Source organism: Mesorhizobium sp. RIZ17 (assembly GCF_051127865.1).
Classification (GTDB): domain Bacteria; phylum Pseudomonadota; class Alphaproteobacteria; order Rhizobiales; family Rhizobiaceae; genus Mesorhizobium; species Mesorhizobium humile.
Window position 1 is genome coordinate 5,581,261 of the sequence record NZ_CP147861.1, and the last position, 15,029, is coordinate 5,596,289.

Sequence of the window (15,029 nt, forward strand, 5' to 3'; positions counted from 1 at the left end):
CATTGGATCGTATCACATAGCTGTATATAACGACGCCGCTCAGGCCATGGGAAACGCTTGCAAATGGACATGATCGACCCCTTCGGTCGCACCATCAGCTACCTGCGCGTGTCGGTCACCGACCGCTGCGATTTCCGCTGCACCTATTGCATGGCCGAGGACATGACCTTCCTGCCGAAGAAGGATCTGCTGTCGTTGGAAGAGCTTGACCGGCTCTGCACCGTTTTCATCGAAAAGGGCGTGAAGAAGCTGCGGCTGACCGGCGGCGAGCCGCTGGTGCGCAAGAACATCATGCATCTGGTGCGCCAGCTCTCCCGGCATCTGGAAAGCGGCGCCCTGGAAGAGCTGACGCTGACCACCAATGGCTCGCAGCTTTCACGCTTCGCCGCGGAGCTCGCCGATTGCGGCGTCAAGCGCATCAACGTCTCGCTCGATACGCTCGATGCCGAAAAATTCCACCAGATCACGCGCTGGGGCAATCTCGGCAAGGTGATGGAAGGCATCGATGCCGCGCAAAAGGCCGGGCTGAAGATCAAGCTCAATGCGGTTGCGCTGCGCGACTTCAACGATGCCGAGATCCCCGAGCTGATGCGCTGGGCGCATGGCCGCGGCATGGACCTCACCCTCATCGAGACAATGCCGATGGGCGAGATCGAGGTCGACCGCACCGACCAGTATTTGCCGTTGTCGCTGCTGCGCGCCTCGCTGGAGCGCCAGTTCACGCTCTCCGACATTCCTTACAAGACCGGCGGCCCCGCCCGTTATGTCCATGTCGCCGAGACCGGCGGTCGGCTCGGCTTCATCACGCCGATGACGCATAATTTCTGCGAAAGCTGCAACCGCGTGCGCCTGACCTGCACCGGCACGCTCTATATGTGCCTTGGCCAGGAGGACGCAGCCGATCTGAGGGCGCCGCTGCGCGCCTCCGAGGGCAACGAACTGCTCGACGCGGCAATCGACGAGGCCATCGGCCGCAAGCCGAAGGGCCATGACTTCATCATCGACCGCCGCACCAGCCGCCCATCGGTGTCGCGGCATATGAGCGTTACCGGCGGCTGATTTTTTCTTCGCGTTGGTGCATGATCGCCTCCGGCCAGCGGCCGTGGGGGTATCATGCAACGTCTCATTCAGGTGTCGTCTGCGGCGATTTCATTGTCTGCGCTGTTGGTCGTGATTGCGCCGGCGACGGCCAAGCCATTCACCTACGTCAACGCGCGCTTCAGCACGGTGTGCACTTTCCCGGATCAGATCTTCACGGAACGCATGCCCGAGCCGGAGAACGGCGACGGCCTGGAGTGGCACAGCGCTGACGGCGCCAGCGTGGCCTGTTACGGCAGCTACAATGCGCTCGACGACACGCCCAAGAGCCTCGTCGAGAACGAAAAGTCGAGCCTCGAGCCAGGCGAGAAAGTGACCTACAGCAGGACCGGCAAGAACTGGGCGGTGCTGTCGGGCACGAAGGGCGACAAGATCTTTTATCGACGAAGCGTGTTCGGCAAGGAGGACGTGATCCACAGCGTCTTCATCGAGTATCCCGCGGCGCTCAAGGCGAAATACGACCCGCTGGTCGGCGCCATTGCCGCCAGCCTTCACGAGGCGTCCGGGCAACACTCGAAATAAACCCTTTTGCGCCGCCTTCCGCCCGATTTACCACCAGCCTTTTCCGGCCTAGCCTTCGAAGCGCGATTTTCGCTCTAGGGGGAGTGCCATGCGCACATTCATGCTTTCACTTGCAATGCTTGGGGTTGCCTCGATACCTGCGGCGGCTCAATCGATTGGCGGCACCTACACCGTCGCCGGCACCAACTTCGACGGCTCGAAATATGACGGCGAAGCGACCATCACGCTGACCAGCGAGACGACCTGCACCATCCATTGGGAAACCGGTGGCTCATCCTCCGACGGTATCTGCATGCGCAACGACAACGCCTTTTCCGCCGGCTACGTGATGGGCAAGGAGATCGGCCTTGTCGTCTACAAGGTGGAAGAAGACGGCACGCTGAGCGGGTTGTGGACCATCGCCGGCAAGGACGGCAGCGGCACCGAGACGCTCACACCGAAAAAATAACCTAGAAACACTGGTCGGCTGACAAATGGGCCGCGGAAAGATCCGTGGCCCATTTCTTTGGCGTTGCTGTTTCCCGGTCACCTGTTAGAGGCTTGATCTAAGTAAATCCGGAAACGCCTTTGCCCCTCTCGCCAAATCTGCGCGGCGCGCTGTTCATGATCGTGGCCATGGTCGGCTTCACCTTGAACGACGCCATCACCAAATTCTCTTCCGAATCGATGAACATGGCGCAGGTCATGCTGGTGCGCGGCGCCTTCGCGTCCCTGTTCGTCGGCCTGCTCGCCTGGAAGCGCGGCGCGCTCGCCAATCCGGCGGCCATGCTGCAGCCGATGGTGGCCATGCGTGTCGCCGGCGAAGCCGGCGCCACGGTGTCGTTCCTGATCGCGCTTGCGCATCTGCCGATCGGCAATGTCTCCGCCGTCATGCAGGCGCTGCCGTTGGCGGTGACCATGGGCGCTGCCTTGGTATTCGGCGAAGGCGTCGGCTGGCGACGCTGGACTGCGATTGCCGCCGGTTTCGTCGGCGTGCTCATCATCGTGCGACCGGGTTTCGAGGGGTTCAGCGTCTATTCGCTGGTGGCATTGGCCAGTGTTGCCTGTTGCGCGGTGCGCGACCTCTCCACCAAGCGCATCCCCGAGGCGATCCCTACCATGCTGGTGTCGACGGCGACCGCGCTTGCCATGACCGTGCTGGGCGCGCTGCTTTTGTCGCCGATGGGCGGCTGGACGCCGATCAGCGGCCGGGCGACAGCGCTGCTGGCGCTCGCGGCGGTGCTTGTGCTCATCGGCTATCAGTTCATCATCATGGCGATGCGCTCGGGCGACATCTCCTTCATCGCGCCTTTCCGCTACACCGCCCTGCTCTGGTCGATCCTGCTCGGCCTCGTCATCTTCGGCGACGTCCCCGACCTGCCCATGACCGTCGGCGCCGCCATCATCATCGGCTCCGGCCTCTATGCGCTCTACCGCGAACGCGTCGTCGGCAGGCGGCAACCTGCCGCCGAAATCGCTGGACCCGACATGGCGCCGGACGGCATATAGGCCGATGGACCGAGATATTGCGGGGATCATCCTGGCGGGAGGCCAGTCGCGCCGGATGGGCGGCGGCGACAAACCGTTGCTTTCATTGGGCAAAGACAGGTTGATCGATCGTGTCGCCGCGCGATTGAATCCGCAGGTCGCCACACTGGGGCTCAGCGCGAACGGCGATCCAGCGCGATTTGCCGCCATGGGCCTGCCGGTGCTCGAAGATACGGTGCCGGGCCATGCCGGGCCACTGGCGGGCATTCTGACCGGCCTCGAATGGGCGGCAAGCCAGACAAGCTGCCGGTGGCTGATGAGCGCCGCCGGCGACACGCCGTTCTTCCCCGACGATCTCGTCGAGCGCCTGGTCGCGGCGGTTCACGACCGGCCAGGCGCGATCGCCGTCGCCAGTTCGGACGGCAGATGGCACCCGACCTTCGCGCTCTGGCCGCTCGGCCTGCGCGACGCCTTGCGTCATTTCCTTATCGACGAGGACAACCGACGGGTTTCCGCCTTTATGGAGCGCCAAGGCCATGTCGAGGTCGAGTTCCCCATGATCGAGACCGGCAATCAGAAGATCGATCCGTTCTTCAACGTCAATACGCCGGACGATCTTGCGGCGGCGGAGCGTCTGTTGCAAAGCCTCGGGTCATGAGACGCGTATTCGGCATCACCGGCTGGAAGAACTCCGGCAAGACGACCCTGACGGAAAAGCTCGTCACCGAACTGGTGGCGCGCGGCTGGACGGTTTCGACGGTGAAGCACGCCCACCATGACTTCGACATCGACAAGCCGGGCGCCGACAGCTTCCGCCACCGTCAGGCGGGCGCCACCGAGGTCGCAATCGTCTCCGACCGGCGCTGGGCGCTGATGCACGAATTGCGCGGCGAGAACGAACCGACGCTGGACGACATCCTGGCGCGCCTGGCGCCCTCGGACATCGTGCTGGTCGAAGGCTACAAGCGCGAAGCGCACAAGAAGATCGAAGCAAGGCGGATCGAGGCCAAGGACAGGACCCCGCTTTCGGCCAACGATCCCAACATTGTCGCGGTCGCCGCCGACTTTACAGTCGAAGGCGAAGACCTGCCGGTTTTCGACCTCAACGACACCAAATCGATCGCCGACTTTGTCGAGCGCAGCACAGGTCTCGTGGCTCAAGCCAAGTAACGCAGCGGCACATCCCGATTGTCGTTTGCCGTTGATTTGCAGTTGCTTTTTTCTTGGAAAGAGTGGGAGTATCCGCCTCAGCGGGCGGTAAAGAAGCACCGCCCACAAGAGCCGCATGGGACAGCGGCCATGACAATATGAGAGGATTATCATGCGTATTGCACTGCGTATCGCGCTTGCCGCTTCGGCCGCGCTGCTGACACTTGGCGTCGCCCAGGCTCAGGAGAAGACCCTGAGGATCGGCACCGAAGGCGCGTACCCACCCTTCAACAACCTGACCTCGGACGGCCAGCTGGTCGGCTTCGACATCGATATCGCCAAGGCTCTCTGCGACGAAATGAAGGTGAAGTGCACCTTCGTCGCGCAAGATTGGGACGGCATCATCCCGGCGCTCCAGGCCGGCAAGTTCGACGCCATCGTCGCCTCGATGTCGATCACGCCGGAGCGCCAGGAAAAGGTCGACTTCACCCACAAATACTACAACACCCCGTCGGCGATCGCCGTGCCGAAGGATTCGCCGCTCAAGGGCGTGACCAAGGAAGACCTCGCCGGCAAGAACATCGGCGTCGCCACCACGACCACGCACTACAACTACGCGTCGAAGACCTTCACTGACAGCACCATCAAGGGCTATCCGAGCAGCCCCGAGGAACAGGCTGACCTCGCCAATGGCCGTCTCGACGCCATCGAGGACGACATCGTCGTGCTGCAGCAGTGGCTGGATTCGCCGGACGGCGCCTGCTGCAAGATCCTCGGTCAGCCTTCGCCGCAGCCGGTCGAGATCTTCGGACCGGGCGCCGGCATTGCTGTGCGCAAGGGCGAGACCGATCTGGTCAACAAGCTGAATGCCGCGATCGACGCCATCCGCAAGAACGGGAAGTACAAGGAAATCAACGACAAGTACTTCAAGTTCGACGTCTACGGCGCCGAATCCTGACAGCTACGCCAGGGCGGTGAGGTACCCCTCGCCGCCCTCCCCTTCTTCCGGGATCGCCACGGAGACACGACCCGTCAATGCCGGCCCAAAGCATTTGGACACTTCTCAGCTGGGGACCGGACGGCTGGAGTGACGACATTGCGTCAGGCGTTCTGGTCACCATTGCGTTGGCGCTCGCCACATTGCCGATCGGCCTGGTGATCGGCTTCTTCGTCGCCTTCGCCAAGCAGCATGAAGAGCCGTCGCTGCGCCTGGCCGGCAACATCTACACCACAGTCTTTCGCGGCCTGCCGGAACTGGTGACGCTGTTCCTGTTCTTCTTCGGCATGCCGCTTCTGCTGCAATACCTTGTCCGGCTGTTCAATCCGGACGCGACGATCGACGTCAACAGCTTCGTCGCCGGCATGATCGTGCTGGCGCTGATCTTCTCTTCCTACGCCAGCGAGGTCTTCCTCTCCGCGTTCCGTGCCATTCCGAAAGGCCAATATGAGGGCGGCTACGCCATTGGCCTGTCGAAATGGCAGACGATGCGGCTGGTGATCCTGCCGCAACTGCTACGCATCGCCTTTCCGGGCCTCGAGAATTGTTGGCTGAGCCTGCTCAAGGACACCTCGCTGGTTTCAGTGGTCAATCTCGCCGAGACCTTGCGCCAGTCCGGCGTCGCGGCGCGCGTCACCAAGCATTCCTTCCTCTTCTACAGCGTCGCGGCGCTGATCTTCCTGGCGCTCGCCGTCCTGTCGTCGATCGCTACCAGCTACATCCTCCGTCATCTCGGGCGGAGGGCGATACGATGAGCGTCAGCCAGGCTATCGCCATCGACAAGCCGCCGCCGCAAGCGCGCGGCTGGCCGCGAGCCCGCGTCCTCGGCTATGCGCTGGTCGGCATCTGGATTCTCTTCGGCGCCGGCATCGTGGCCTATCTGGTCTATGCGTGGAACGCCGAGTTCTTTGCCAGATACGCCCCGGCCTATCTGCAGGGCCTGGGAACCACCCTGTCGCTGGTGAGCATTTCAATGGTCCTCGGCGCGATCCTCTCGCTGCCGGTCGCCTATGGCCGTATGTCGAAGAACCCGATCTTGTCCGCGCTTGCCTATTGCTATGTCTATTTCTTCCGCGGCACGCCGCTGCTCGTGCAGACCTACCTGGTCTATTACGGCGTCGGCTCTTTCCGGCCAGAGCTTGAAACGGTCGGGCTGTGGTGGTTCTTCCGCGAAGCCTTCTATTGCGGCGTCTTTGCCTTTTCGCTCAACACCGCCGCCTATCAGGCGGAAATCCTGCGCGGCGCCATCGAAAGCGTGCCGCGCGGCCAATGGGAAGGTGCGGCCTCGCTCGGCCTGCACACATTGCAGACGCTACGCAAAGTGGTCCTGCCGCAGGCGATCATCGTCGCGCTCAGACCGTACGGCAACGAGCTCATCCTGATGATCAAGGCCTCGGCGATCGTCGCCATCATCACGGTCTACGACCTGATGGGCAATGCCAAGCTCGCCTATGCGAAATCCTTCGACATCCAGGCCTATATCTGGGTGGCGATCGTCTATCTGGTGATGGTCGAGATCCTGCGCCACGGCGTAGAATGGATCGAGCGGCGTATCACCATCCACCTGCATCGATAATGCATGTCGCCTTAAAGTGCGCAGCGGTTTTAGGGAAACGACATGCATAAAACAAAGACTTGGATCGCCGCGCTCCGGCCGCCTGCACCAGTCGATGCGGCGCTGCGTGCCTTGACGAATTTTTCGCATGGCCTAGACCTTCCGCCACTGAAATCTCTGTTTTGTTGGAAGGCAGGCTTATGGCATCGGTTGCATTTCTCGGTCTTGGCGTCATGGGCTATCCGATGGCCGGGCACCTCAGAAACAAGGGCGGCCATGACGTCACCGTCTATAACCGCACCAAGGCAAAGGCTGAGCAGTGGGTGGCCCAGCATGGCGGCAAGCTGGCGCTGACGCCGGCCGAGGCTGCCGAAGGCAAGGACTTCGTCTTCTCCTGCGTCGGCAATGACGATGATCTGCGCTCGGTCACCACCGGTGCCAACGGCGCCTTCGCCGCGATGAAGAAGGGTTCCGTCTTCATCGACAACACCACCGCCTCGGCCGAGGTCGCGCGCGAGCTGGACGAAGCTGCGCGCAAGGCAGGCTTCTCCTTCCTCGACGCGCCGGTGTCCGGCGGCCAGGCCGGCGCCGAGAACGGCGTGCTGACCGTCATGGTCGGCGGCGATGAGGCCGCCTTCGACAAGGCGCGGCCAGTCATCGACGCCTACGCCCGGATGGTCGGCCTGATGGGCTCGGCCGGCGCCGGCCAGTTAACGAAAATGATCAACCAGATCGCCATTGCCGGCCTCGTCCAGGGGCTGGCCGAGGGCATCCATTTCGGCAAGAAGGCGGGGCTCGACATCGAGAAGGTGATCGAGGTGATCTCCAAGGGTGCGGCCGGCTCCTGGCAGATGGAAAATCGCCACAAGACGATGAATGCCGGCAAATACGATTTCGGCTTCGCTGTCGACTGGATGCGCAAGGATCTCGGCATCTGCCTGGCGGAGGCCAACCGCAACGGCGCCAAGTTGCCGGTGACGGCGCTTGTCGACCAGTTCTACAAGGACGTGCAGGACATGGGCGGCAAGCGCTGGGATACGTCCTCGCTGCTTGCGCGCCTGGAAAAATAGGCGACGATGACCCTGCCCGATCCAAGCTGGAGCGCCGACGACATCGTCGCTCATTTGCGCGCGATCGGCATTGAGGAAAACCGGGCCGGCATTGCGCGCTTCGGCATCAACACGGCGACCGCGCTTGGCATCGGCAATTCCGACTTGCGACCGCTGGCGCGCAAGCTGAAGAAGAACCACGAGCGATCGCTTCTGCTGTGGGACAGCGGCATCCGGGAGGCGCGGCTGATGGCGGCCTTCACCGGCGAGCCAAAGAAGGTCGGCATCGATCAATGCCGGCGCTGGGCCGCCGATTTCGACAGCTGGGAGATCGTCGACACCGTTGCCGACCTGTTTGCAGAAACGCCGTTCTGGCGCGAACTGGTCGACGAGTTTGCCGAAGACGAACGCGAATTCGTCCGCCGCACCGCCTTCGCCATGCTGGCCTGGAGCGCGGTGCACCTCAAGAAGGAGCCGGACGCGACCTTCCTTGCCTATCTGCCGCTGATCGAAAAACATGCCGGCGACCCGCGTAATTTCGTCCGCAAGGCGGTCAATTGGGCGCTGCGGCAGATCGGCAAGCGGTCGATGAGCTTGCACGCCCCTGCCCTTGCGCTGGCGGAAAAACTGGCCGCATCGCCGGACAAGACGGCACGCTGGATCGGCAAGGATGCGGTGAAGGAACTGACGGATGCCAGACAGCTCGAACGCCTCGCAGCCGCAAAAGCCTGACCTTGCAGGCATCCGCTTTGTCGAGGTGACGCCGAAGACACGCGCCGACTTCGAAAACCTGTTCGAGCAGCCGGGCGCGCCGAAATATTGCTGGTGCATGGCATGGCGCCATTCCAGCCGCGAGCACATCCAGAACGACGAGAAAAAGCGCATGATGATGGCGCTTATCGATGCCGGCACCCCGGTCGGCATCGTCGCCGAGTTGGACGGCAGGACAGTCGGCTGGTGCTCGGTCGCGCCGCGCGAGACCTATCGAAAACTGTCAAAGCAGCAGGACGACGCTGAAACCCGCATATGGTCGATCGTCTGCTTCTATGTGCCGAGGGCCTTGCGCGGCGGCGGGCTGGCCTCCGCTTTGCTCGATGCCGCGATCGACCATGCCTTCAGCAAGGGTGCGCATATAATCGAGGCCTATCCCGTCGACGAGGCAGCACCCAGCTATCGCTTCATGGGTTTTCGCGACATGTTCGTCGCGCGAGGCTTCGATGAGGTCGGCACCGCCGGCACGCGCCGGCATGTGATGCGGCTGAACCGTTGAGCATGCATCGGTCACGACGCTTTTACTCGATTCCGCGAATGGACAGGCGGAGGATGGAGCGACCATGAGCAAACGTTTCAAATCATGCGCGACGCTGGCGGCCGGGTTCCTGTTCGTTGCCTCGGGAGCCGATGCCGCCGCCGATGTGGCGCATATCTTCTGGAAGGATCTGCGCCCCACGACGCAGGCCGTTGCCGAGGACGCAAACCTGCCGATGATCGCGGCAAAACTGCCCGACCACGGCGAGACCTTGTCACTCAATCTGCAGGACAAGACGATACAATTAGCCGGCTACGCATTGCCGGTCGATCGTGACGGCGAGACCGTCTACCAGTTTCTGCTGGTGCCATGGACGGGCGCCTGCAGCCACATGCCGACGCCGCCGCCGAACCAGATCGTGCTGGTGACGCCGGTTCATCCCTACAAGATGAAAGAGACCTACGAGCCGGTCGCCGTCACCGGCGTGCTGAAGCCCGGCATGGAAAAGAGCCAGCTCTTCATCCTCGACGGCGTCTCGATCGTCCAGTCGGGCTACACGGTGCGCAAGGCCGAGGTAGCGAGCGTCGACAGCGTGCCGGACACGGTCACGCTGCCGGTCAACTCGCCGTGGAGTTTCCTCAAAAAGAAGAAGAACTAAGGCCTGTGATCGGGCACGGCGCTCACGCAGCGTTCGCGCCCGATTCCTTGTCCAGCACCATATAGTCGAGCGGGATCTCGGTCGTGTACTTGATCTGCTCCATGGCGAAGGACGAGGACACGTCGCGGATCTCGATCTTGGCGATCAGCCGCTTGTAGAAAGCGTCGTAAGCGGCGATGTCCGGCACCACCACGCGCAGCAGGTAGTCGACGTCGCCGCTCATGCGGTAGAATTCGACCACTTCCGGGAATTCCTGGATGACCTCGGAGAAGCGCCGCAGCCATTCATGGCTGTGCGAATTGGTGCGGATCGACACGAAGACGGTGACGCGCACATTGACCTTCTCATGATCGAGGATGGCAACACGCCGCTTGATGACGCCCTCCTCCTCGAGCTTCTGGATACGCCGCCAGCACGGTGTGGTCGACAGGCCGACTTTCTTGGCGACATCGGCGACCGCGAGCGTCGCGTCCTCCTGCAGGAGGCGGAGAATTTTTCTGTCGAGGCGATCCATGGGGAAGCTCCAGGGGAATAGTTTCGCTATAATCCCTTTTATCGAAGCCTTTCACAAGAAAGAAATTCTGCCGATGGCGGCAAAAGCGAGTGATTTCTTGCAGGATGCCTAATCGATGCGATAGCGGATTTCCGACCTCAGGAAGGGCAGCAAATCCATTTCAAACCAGGGATTCTTCTTCAGCCAGCCGGTGTTCCGCCAGGATGGATGCGGCAGCGGCAGCACTTTCGGCGTGGCCGGTCCGTCCCATATGGCGCGCCAGTTCCTGACCGTCTCGGTCAACGACGGTAGGCGTGTCGTGCCCATATGCCATGCCTGCGCATAACCGCCGATGGTCAGAACCAGTTCGATCCGCGGCATCAGCGCCATCAATTGAGCGCGCCAGGCCGGCGCGCATTCGCGGCGCGGCGGCAGGTCGCCGCCCTTGGCGTCCTGGCCGGGAAAGCAAAAGCCCATCGGAACGATGGCGAATTTTTCGGTGTCGTAGAAGTCATCGCTGCTGACGCCGAGCCAGTTTCTCAGCCTGTCCCCCGAGGCGTCGGTGAAGGGCATGCCCGACACATGCACTTTTGTGCCCGGCGCCTGGCCGGCAAGCAGGATCCGCGCGGTGGAGGACGGCTGCAGCACCGGCCGCGGCTCATGTGGCAAAGGCCGGCCGAGCGGCTCCTCGACGCAGATGCGGCAGGTCCGCACCCTCGCGGTGAGGCGCTCCAGCGCATCTGTCATATCAGGCGGACTATCCAATCGTTGTCGCTCAGGCTGTCGCGCTCGGCCGGCTCGTCAGCGCCGCGTACCAGCGCGACACGTTCGTGCACTCCTCCGGCACCTTGATGCGGGCCGGCTTCATGAAATCGATGGCAATCATGCCGGTGATGTCGGCAACCGAATAGGCATCGCCGGCGGCGAATTCCCGCTCCGCCAACTCGCGGTCGAGGAGGTGCAGGAATTCGATCGCCTTCGGTTTGTTGGCCTCGCCCCATTCCGGGATTTGCGGCACTTCCCATTCCTTCATCGCCGGATGGATATGCCGGAACGCGGCGGCGACGCTGGCCATCAGGTTCAGTTCCATGCGTCGCTGCCACATCTCGACTTTTGCCTTGCCGAGCGCGCCCGTGCCGAACAGCGCGGGCTCGGGGTGCAATTCCTCGAAATAGCGGCAAATGGCGATCGATTCGGTGATGACGGTACCGTCGTCGAGCTCGAGCACCGGCAGGCGCCGCAGCGGATTGCGCTGCGCGACCTGCTCGCCGCGATGCTCCAGCGCACCCATGTCAACGGGCACCAGCGGAACCGTCAGCCCCTTCTCGGCAAGGAAGACGCGCACGCGCCGGGGGTTGGGCGCACGGCCGCCATCGAACAACTTCATTCCATCCTCCAGCTTCTCCACCGGATCATAGGCGGCTCCGCCCATCACCAGAAGCGAACAAATTCGCGCAACGCGTCCCCGAACGAGGCCAGCGTGCCGTGCTTTCTCTCGACCGGCGCATCGTGATGGCTGTCGCGCCATTGCTGCGGCTCCTCGAAGGTGCCAGCCCAGATGCCGGCCTTGGCTGCTCTCGCCACCGCCTCCTCGGTCTCGAAGTCGCCGAACGCAACCGCCCATCCGGCCTGCACCTGGGTCCGGTTCAGGTCGGTGTCGCCTGCCCTGCAATCGCCGAGCAGACGGCCGTAGCGGTCGCGTTGCCAGCCGCTGCAGGAAACAGGCCTGCCGGCGACCAGGCGCACCAGCGACTGCCGCGCCAGCTTGCCGCAGGGATAGTCGGCGCCGGCCTTCTGGCAGGCCTGCTGATACTCCGGAGCGTCGATGCCGCGCATGCGAATGCGCTCGGCCCCGAGCGTGATCGAATCGCCGTCATTGACGATCGCCGTGCCTTGCTCCTTGCGTGTCTCGAAGCGATCGAGGCGCGCCGCCACCAGGATGAGCAACCCAAGCAAAAGGATGGCGAGCCCGTAGTCCAGCAGCTTGCGCAAGAGGCTTCGCGGCGCACTTGCCGCATAGCGTCGGCGCGGTCCTAAACGGCTCATATGGCAAACAGTCTCTTAATCATTCGAACGTAGCTTAACGAACTGACAGTCGCTGCGCGCAGAAATTGAAGTCTGTATGCCTTTGCAACGCTCGAACACAGCGGATAAATTTATTGTGGACCGCCGTAAACCGCACCGCAACAGCGATGTGGCGCGCGCGGTGCGCAAGACGCGCGACCGCCTTTCGCAGCAGGCGGGCAGCCTCGATTTCGACCGTGAACTGCTGAAGCTGCATGCGCGCGCCATGGTGGTCAGCGCGGTTGCGATCCCGTTGCTCGTGCTTGCCGTGGCCGCCGTCGGCCGGCTGGCGGGACTTGGCAACCAGATCACCATCTGGGCCCTGGCGATGCTGCTTTGCTACACGATCGTCGCTTTCATGTCGCGCCGCGTCGAGCGAACGGAGGCGGCCGAACTCGACCCGGCGCAGACGCGCCGCGATTTCCTGATCGGCCATTTCTTGTGCGGCCTTGGCTGGGCTTGGTTCGCCTGGATCGGCTGCGACACCTGCCAGATCGACCAGTTCCATGTGGCCAAGGCCATGGTGCTGCTGATCGCCATGGCGACGACCGCCGTGATGGCCTCCTCGCTTGGCGGCGCCCTGTTCGCGACCTTTGCCATTCCCGTTGCCGTCTACGTCTACACCATCCTGCGCCTGTGGACGCCGATCGAAGCCACGATGGCGGCCTTGCTTATCGCCGCACTGCCCTTCTTCGGCTACGTCGCGCGTCATCTCAATCAGGCGTCGTTGATGCTGCTCTCCTTCCGCTCCGAGAAGGACGCGCTGATCGCCGAGGTGGAGACGGCGAAATCGATGTCGGACGAGGCAAGGCGGCGCGCCGAGGACGCCAATCTGGCGAAGTCACGCTTTCTCGCTTCCATGAGCCACGAGCTCAGGACGCCGCTCAACGCCATCCTTGGCTTCTCCGAGGTGATGGCCAATGAAGTGCTGGGGCCGATGAACAATCCGACCTACCGCGACTATGCCCATGACGTGCACGAGTCCGGACAGCACCTGCTCGACCTGATCAACGAGATCCTCGATTTGTCGCGCATCGAGGCCGGCCGCTATCAGCTCAACGAGGAGCCGGTCGTGCTGGTGACCATCGTCGAAGACTGCTGCCACATGATGGAGCTGCGCGCCCGCAACAAGGACATCCGCGTCATCCAGGAGTTCGAGGAAACCCTGCCGCGTCTCTTCGCCGATGAACGCGCCGTCAGGCAGATCACGCTCAACCTCCTGTCCAATTCGATCAAATTCACCCCGTCCGGTGGCGAAGTGCGCGTGCGTGTCGGCTGGACCGCTGGCGGCGGCCAGTACATTTCGGTCAAGGACAACGGCCCAGGCATACCGGAAGAGGAAATCCCGGTGGTGCTTTCCGCTTTCGGCCAAGGCTCGATCGCCATCAAGAGCGCCGAACAGGGAACCGGCCTCGGCCTGCCGATCGTGCAGGGCTTGCTTGCCATGCATGGCGGCGAGTTCGAGCTGCACTCCAAGCTGCGTGAGGGCACCGAGGCGATCGCCATCTTCCCGTTGAGCCGGGTGATGGAGGAACTGCCGGCATTGCCGACCAATGCGGTCGTGGCGCGTGGGCGCCGCTGAAGCAAGTTCCGTCGGCTCTAGAGCCGGACAGCCATCGCCATGCCCGAACTGGTCAATGCAGCGGCCTTGACGATGCCGGCGGCGAGAGCTGTCCCGACCCCTTCGCCATGGCTGATGCCGAAATCGAGCAGCGGCCGCAGCCCGAGACGTTCGGCCACCTTGGCGTGGCCAGGCTCCGGCGACAGGCTGGCAAGCAGGCAGTGATCGAGCGCGCCTGGATTGGCCGCATGAAGGGCGGCGGCCGCCGCGGTCGCCGCGAACCCATCGAGCAGCACAGGAATCTTCTCCATGCGCGCCGCCAGAATGGCGCCACAGATCGCCGCGAACTCGCGTCCGCCGACCCTGCGCAAGGCCTCGAGCGGATCGCCCAGGCTGGAACCATGGAATGCCAGCGCCCGATCCACGACCTCGGCCTTGCGCGCGATCATCGCCGCATCGGCGCCGGACCCCGGCCCGACCCAATCGGCCCCCTCGCCGCCGAACAGCACGGCGCAAAGAGCGGCAGCGATCGTCGAATTGCCGACACCGAGATCGCCCAGGCACAAAAGATCGGCGCCGCCCGCGACCGCTTCCATGCCGAAGGCCATGGTCGCGGCACAGCCGCGCTCGTCGAGCGCGGCTTCCTCGGTGATGTCGCCTGTGGGGATATCCAAAGCGAGGTCGAAGACCTTCAGGCCGAGATCGTTGGCGACGCAGACCTGATTGATCGCGGCGCCGCCGGCGGCGCAGAGCTCGACTTCATTGGCGGTCGCCGCCACTGGCCGCGGCGAAATGCCGTGTCGCACCGCGCCGTGGTTGCCGGCGAAGATCGCCGTCAGCGGCCGGTTGATCGCCGGCGGCGCGCGCCCGCTCCAGGCGGCAATCCAGGCCGCGATGTCCTCGATGCGCCCGAGCGATTCTTTCGGTTTGTCCGCTTTGGCAAACAGCGCGCGGACACGGGTCGCCGCCGCGTGATCGGCAGGCGGCAACGCCGCCAGAAGGTTTCTGAAATCGTTGAAAGGCGTTGTGGTCATCTATGTCGGTCGCGGTTCGTTGCGGAAATCGCAAGCGGCATAGCCGCCTTCCCCAGCCGGCACAACCACTTGGCGATGCCGCGAACGCGTTGCCATGCGGCGCATTGCGGAGGGCTTGCATTGCTCCGGCGGT

At 63.2% G+C, this 15,029-nt stretch carries 19 protein-coding genes; 14 read left to right on the forward strand and 5 right to left on the reverse strand.

Annotation, left to right across the window (positions count from 1 at the left end):
- The first annotated feature begins 63 nt into the window (after positions 1-63).
- The 13 genes from moaA (at position 64) to WDX12_RS27230 (ending at position 9,744) form a co-directional block, all read left to right on the forward strand.
- Positions 64-1,059: a GTP 3',8-cyclase MoaA gene (gene moaA, locus WDX12_RS27170; protein WP_434722655.1), complete on the forward strand. Its 996-nt coding sequence runs from the start codon at positions 64-66 to the stop codon at positions 1,057-1,059.
- A gap of 54 nt (positions 1,060-1,113) precedes the next feature.
- Positions 1,114-1,620 (forward strand): hypothetical protein, encoded by a 507-nt coding sequence (locus WDX12_RS27175; protein ID WP_320295651.1) that lies wholly within the window; start codon positions 1,114-1,116, stop codon positions 1,618-1,620.
- An 88-nt stretch (positions 1,621-1,708) separates the two neighbouring features.
- Positions 1,709-2,068 (forward strand): hypothetical protein, encoded by a 360-nt coding sequence (locus tag WDX12_RS27180; protein WP_434722656.1) that lies wholly within the window; start codon positions 1,709-1,711, stop codon positions 2,066-2,068.
- A gap of 119 nt (positions 2,069-2,187) precedes the next feature.
- On the forward strand, positions 2,188-3,108 hold the full coding sequence (locus WDX12_RS27185) for a DMT family transporter (protein ID WP_434722657.1): 921 nt from the start codon (positions 2,188-2,190) through the stop codon (positions 3,106-3,108).
- A 4-nt stretch (positions 3,109-3,112) separates the two neighbouring features.
- The gene (mobA, locus tag WDX12_RS27190) at positions 3,113-3,745 is read left to right on the forward strand and encodes a molybdenum cofactor guanylyltransferase MobA (RefSeq protein ID WP_434722658.1); all 633 of its coding nucleotides are present in this window, start codon (positions 3,113-3,115) and stop codon (positions 3,743-3,745) included.
- A complete protein-coding gene (gene mobB / locus WDX12_RS27195; RefSeq protein WP_320295655.1) occupies positions 3,742-4,257 on the forward strand; it encodes a molybdopterin-guanine dinucleotide biosynthesis protein B in 516 nt (171 codons plus the stop codon). Before mobA ends, mobB begins: the two co-directional genes overlap by 4 nt.
- 151 nt (positions 4,258-4,408) lie before the next feature.
- Positions 4,409-5,194 carry an ABC transporter substrate-binding protein gene (locus tag WDX12_RS27200; RefSeq protein ID WP_320295656.1) on the forward strand — a complete coding sequence of 262 codons (786 nt, stop codon included), beginning with the start codon at positions 4,409-4,411 and terminating at the stop codon, positions 5,192-5,194.
- A gap of 77 nt (positions 5,195-5,271) precedes the next feature.
- Positions 5,272-5,988, forward strand: a complete 717-nt coding sequence (locus WDX12_RS27205; protein ID WP_434722659.1) for an ABC transporter permease — start codon at positions 5,272-5,274, stop codon at positions 5,986-5,988.
- Positions 5,985-6,809, forward strand: a complete 825-nt coding sequence (locus tag WDX12_RS27210) for an ABC transporter permease (protein WP_434722660.1) — start codon at positions 5,985-5,987, stop codon at positions 6,807-6,809. Before WDX12_RS27205 ends, WDX12_RS27210 begins: the two co-directional genes overlap by 4 nt.
- A gap of 179 nt (positions 6,810-6,988) precedes the next feature.
- Positions 6,989-7,858, forward strand: coding sequence for an NAD(P)-dependent oxidoreductase (locus WDX12_RS27215; protein WP_434722661.1), 870 nt, complete (start codon positions 6,989-6,991; stop codon positions 7,856-7,858).
- A 6-nt stretch (positions 7,859-7,864) separates the two neighbouring features.
- Positions 7,865-8,569, forward strand: a complete 705-nt coding sequence (locus WDX12_RS27220; protein ID WP_434722662.1) for a DNA alkylation repair protein — start codon at positions 7,865-7,867, stop codon at positions 8,567-8,569.
- Positions 8,529-9,107, forward strand: coding sequence for a GNAT family N-acetyltransferase (locus WDX12_RS27225; RefSeq protein ID WP_320295661.1), 579 nt, complete (start codon positions 8,529-8,531; stop codon positions 9,105-9,107). Before WDX12_RS27220 ends, WDX12_RS27225 begins: the two co-directional genes overlap by 41 nt.
- Positions 9,108-9,171: 64 nt before the next feature.
- A complete protein-coding gene (locus WDX12_RS27230; protein WP_434722663.1) occupies positions 9,172-9,744 on the forward strand; it encodes a DUF3299 domain-containing protein in 573 nt (190 codons plus the stop codon).
- A 22-nt stretch (positions 9,745-9,766) separates the two neighbouring features.
- On the opposite strand, the gene WDX12_RS27235 is transcribed toward WDX12_RS27230, so the two are convergent.
- The 4 genes from WDX12_RS27235 to WDX12_RS27250 form a co-directional block, all read right to left on the reverse strand.
- Positions 9,767-10,258: an Lrp/AsnC family transcriptional regulator gene (locus WDX12_RS27235; protein WP_006205209.1), complete on the reverse strand. Its 492-nt coding sequence runs from the start codon at positions 10,256-10,258 to the stop codon at positions 9,767-9,769.
- 108 nt (positions 10,259-10,366) lie between these two features.
- Complete coding sequence (locus WDX12_RS27240; RefSeq protein ID WP_434722664.1) at positions 10,367-10,984, reverse strand: uracil-DNA glycosylase family protein; 618 nt, start codon at positions 10,982-10,984, stop codon at positions 10,367-10,369.
- A gap of 28 nt (positions 10,985-11,012) precedes the next feature.
- A complete protein-coding gene (locus tag WDX12_RS27245) occupies positions 11,013-11,624 on the reverse strand; it encodes a glutathione S-transferase (protein WP_320295664.1) in 612 nt (203 codons plus the stop codon).
- Between the two features lie 44 nt (positions 11,625-11,668).
- Entirely contained in the window at positions 11,669-12,283 is a 615-nt protein-coding gene (locus WDX12_RS27250) for a thermonuclease family protein (protein WP_434722665.1), read from the reverse strand.
- A 76-nt stretch (positions 12,284-12,359) separates the two neighbouring features.
- Here WDX12_RS27250 and WDX12_RS27255 point away from each other — a divergent pair, with 76 nt between their 5' ends.
- The gene (locus tag WDX12_RS27255) at positions 12,360-13,883 is read left to right on the forward strand and encodes a sensor histidine kinase (RefSeq protein ID WP_434722666.1); all 1,524 of its coding nucleotides are present in this window, start codon (positions 12,360-12,362) and stop codon (positions 13,881-13,883) included.
- 17 nt (positions 13,884-13,900) lie between these two features.
- On the opposite strand, the gene WDX12_RS27260 is transcribed toward WDX12_RS27255, so the two are convergent.
- The gene (locus WDX12_RS27260) at positions 13,901-14,896 is read right to left on the reverse strand and encodes a nicotinate-nucleotide--dimethylbenzimidazole phosphoribosyltransferase (RefSeq protein WP_434722667.1); all 996 of its coding nucleotides are present in this window, start codon (positions 14,894-14,896) and stop codon (positions 13,901-13,903) included.
- Positions 14,897-15,029 lie beyond the last annotated feature (133 nt).

Excerpts from the sequence above, each read along its gene's own strand:
- moaA (WP_434722655.1), top strand. The coding sequence starts at position 64 with ATGGACATGATCGACCCCTTCGGTCGCACCATCAGCTACCTGCGCGTG.
- WDX12_RS27175 (WP_320295651.1), top strand. The coding sequence starts at position 1,114 with ATGCAACGTCTCATTCAGGTGTCGTCTGCGGCGATTTCATTGTCTGCG.
- WDX12_RS27180 (WP_434722656.1), top strand. The coding sequence starts at position 1,709 with ATGCGCACATTCATGCTTTCACTTGCAATGCTTGGGGTTGCCTCGATA.
- mobA (WP_434722658.1), top strand. The coding sequence starts at position 3,113 with ATGGACCGAGATATTGCGGGGATCATCCTGGCGGGAGGCCAGTCGCGC.
- mobB (WP_320295655.1), top strand. The coding sequence starts at position 3,742 with ATGAGACGCGTATTCGGCATCACCGGCTGGAAGAACTCCGGCAAGACG.
- WDX12_RS27200 (WP_320295656.1), top strand. The coding sequence starts at position 4,409 with ATGCGTATTGCACTGCGTATCGCGCTTGCCGCTTCGGCCGCGCTGCTG.
- WDX12_RS27205 (WP_434722659.1), top strand. The coding sequence starts at position 5,272 with ATGCCGGCCCAAAGCATTTGGACACTTCTCAGCTGGGGACCGGACGGC.
- WDX12_RS27210 (WP_434722660.1), top strand. The coding sequence starts at position 5,985 with ATGAGCGTCAGCCAGGCTATCGCCATCGACAAGCCGCCGCCGCAAGCG.
- WDX12_RS27215 (WP_434722661.1), top strand. The coding sequence starts at position 6,989 with ATGGCATCGGTTGCATTTCTCGGTCTTGGCGTCATGGGCTATCCGATG.
- WDX12_RS27220 (WP_434722662.1), top strand. The coding sequence starts at position 7,865 with ATGACCCTGCCCGATCCAAGCTGGAGCGCCGACGACATCGTCGCTCAT.
- WDX12_RS27225 (WP_320295661.1), top strand. The coding sequence starts at position 8,529 with ATGCCAGACAGCTCGAACGCCTCGCAGCCGCAAAAGCCTGACCTTGCA.
- WDX12_RS27230 (WP_434722663.1), top strand. The coding sequence starts at position 9,172 with ATGAGCAAACGTTTCAAATCATGCGCGACGCTGGCGGCCGGGTTCCTG.
- WDX12_RS27235 (WP_006205209.1), bottom strand. The coding sequence starts at position 10,258 with ATGGATCGCCTCGACAGAAAAATTCTCCGCCTCCTGCAGGAGGACGCG.
- WDX12_RS27240 (WP_434722664.1), bottom strand. The coding sequence starts at position 10,984 with ATGACAGATGCGCTGGAGCGCCTCACCGCGAGGGTGCGGACCTGCCGC.
- WDX12_RS27245 (WP_320295664.1), bottom strand. The coding sequence starts at position 11,624 with ATGAAGTTGTTCGATGGCGGCCGTGCGCCCAACCCCCGGCGCGTGCGC.
- WDX12_RS27250 (WP_434722665.1), bottom strand. The coding sequence starts at position 12,283 with ATGAGCCGTTTAGGACCGCGCCGACGCTATGCGGCAAGTGCGCCGCGA.
- WDX12_RS27255 (WP_434722666.1), top strand. The coding sequence starts at position 12,360 with ATGCCTTTGCAACGCTCGAACACAGCGGATAAATTTATTGTGGACCGC.
- WDX12_RS27260 (WP_434722667.1), bottom strand. The coding sequence starts at position 14,896 with ATGACCACAACGCCTTTCAACGATTTCAGAAACCTTCTGGCGGCGTTG.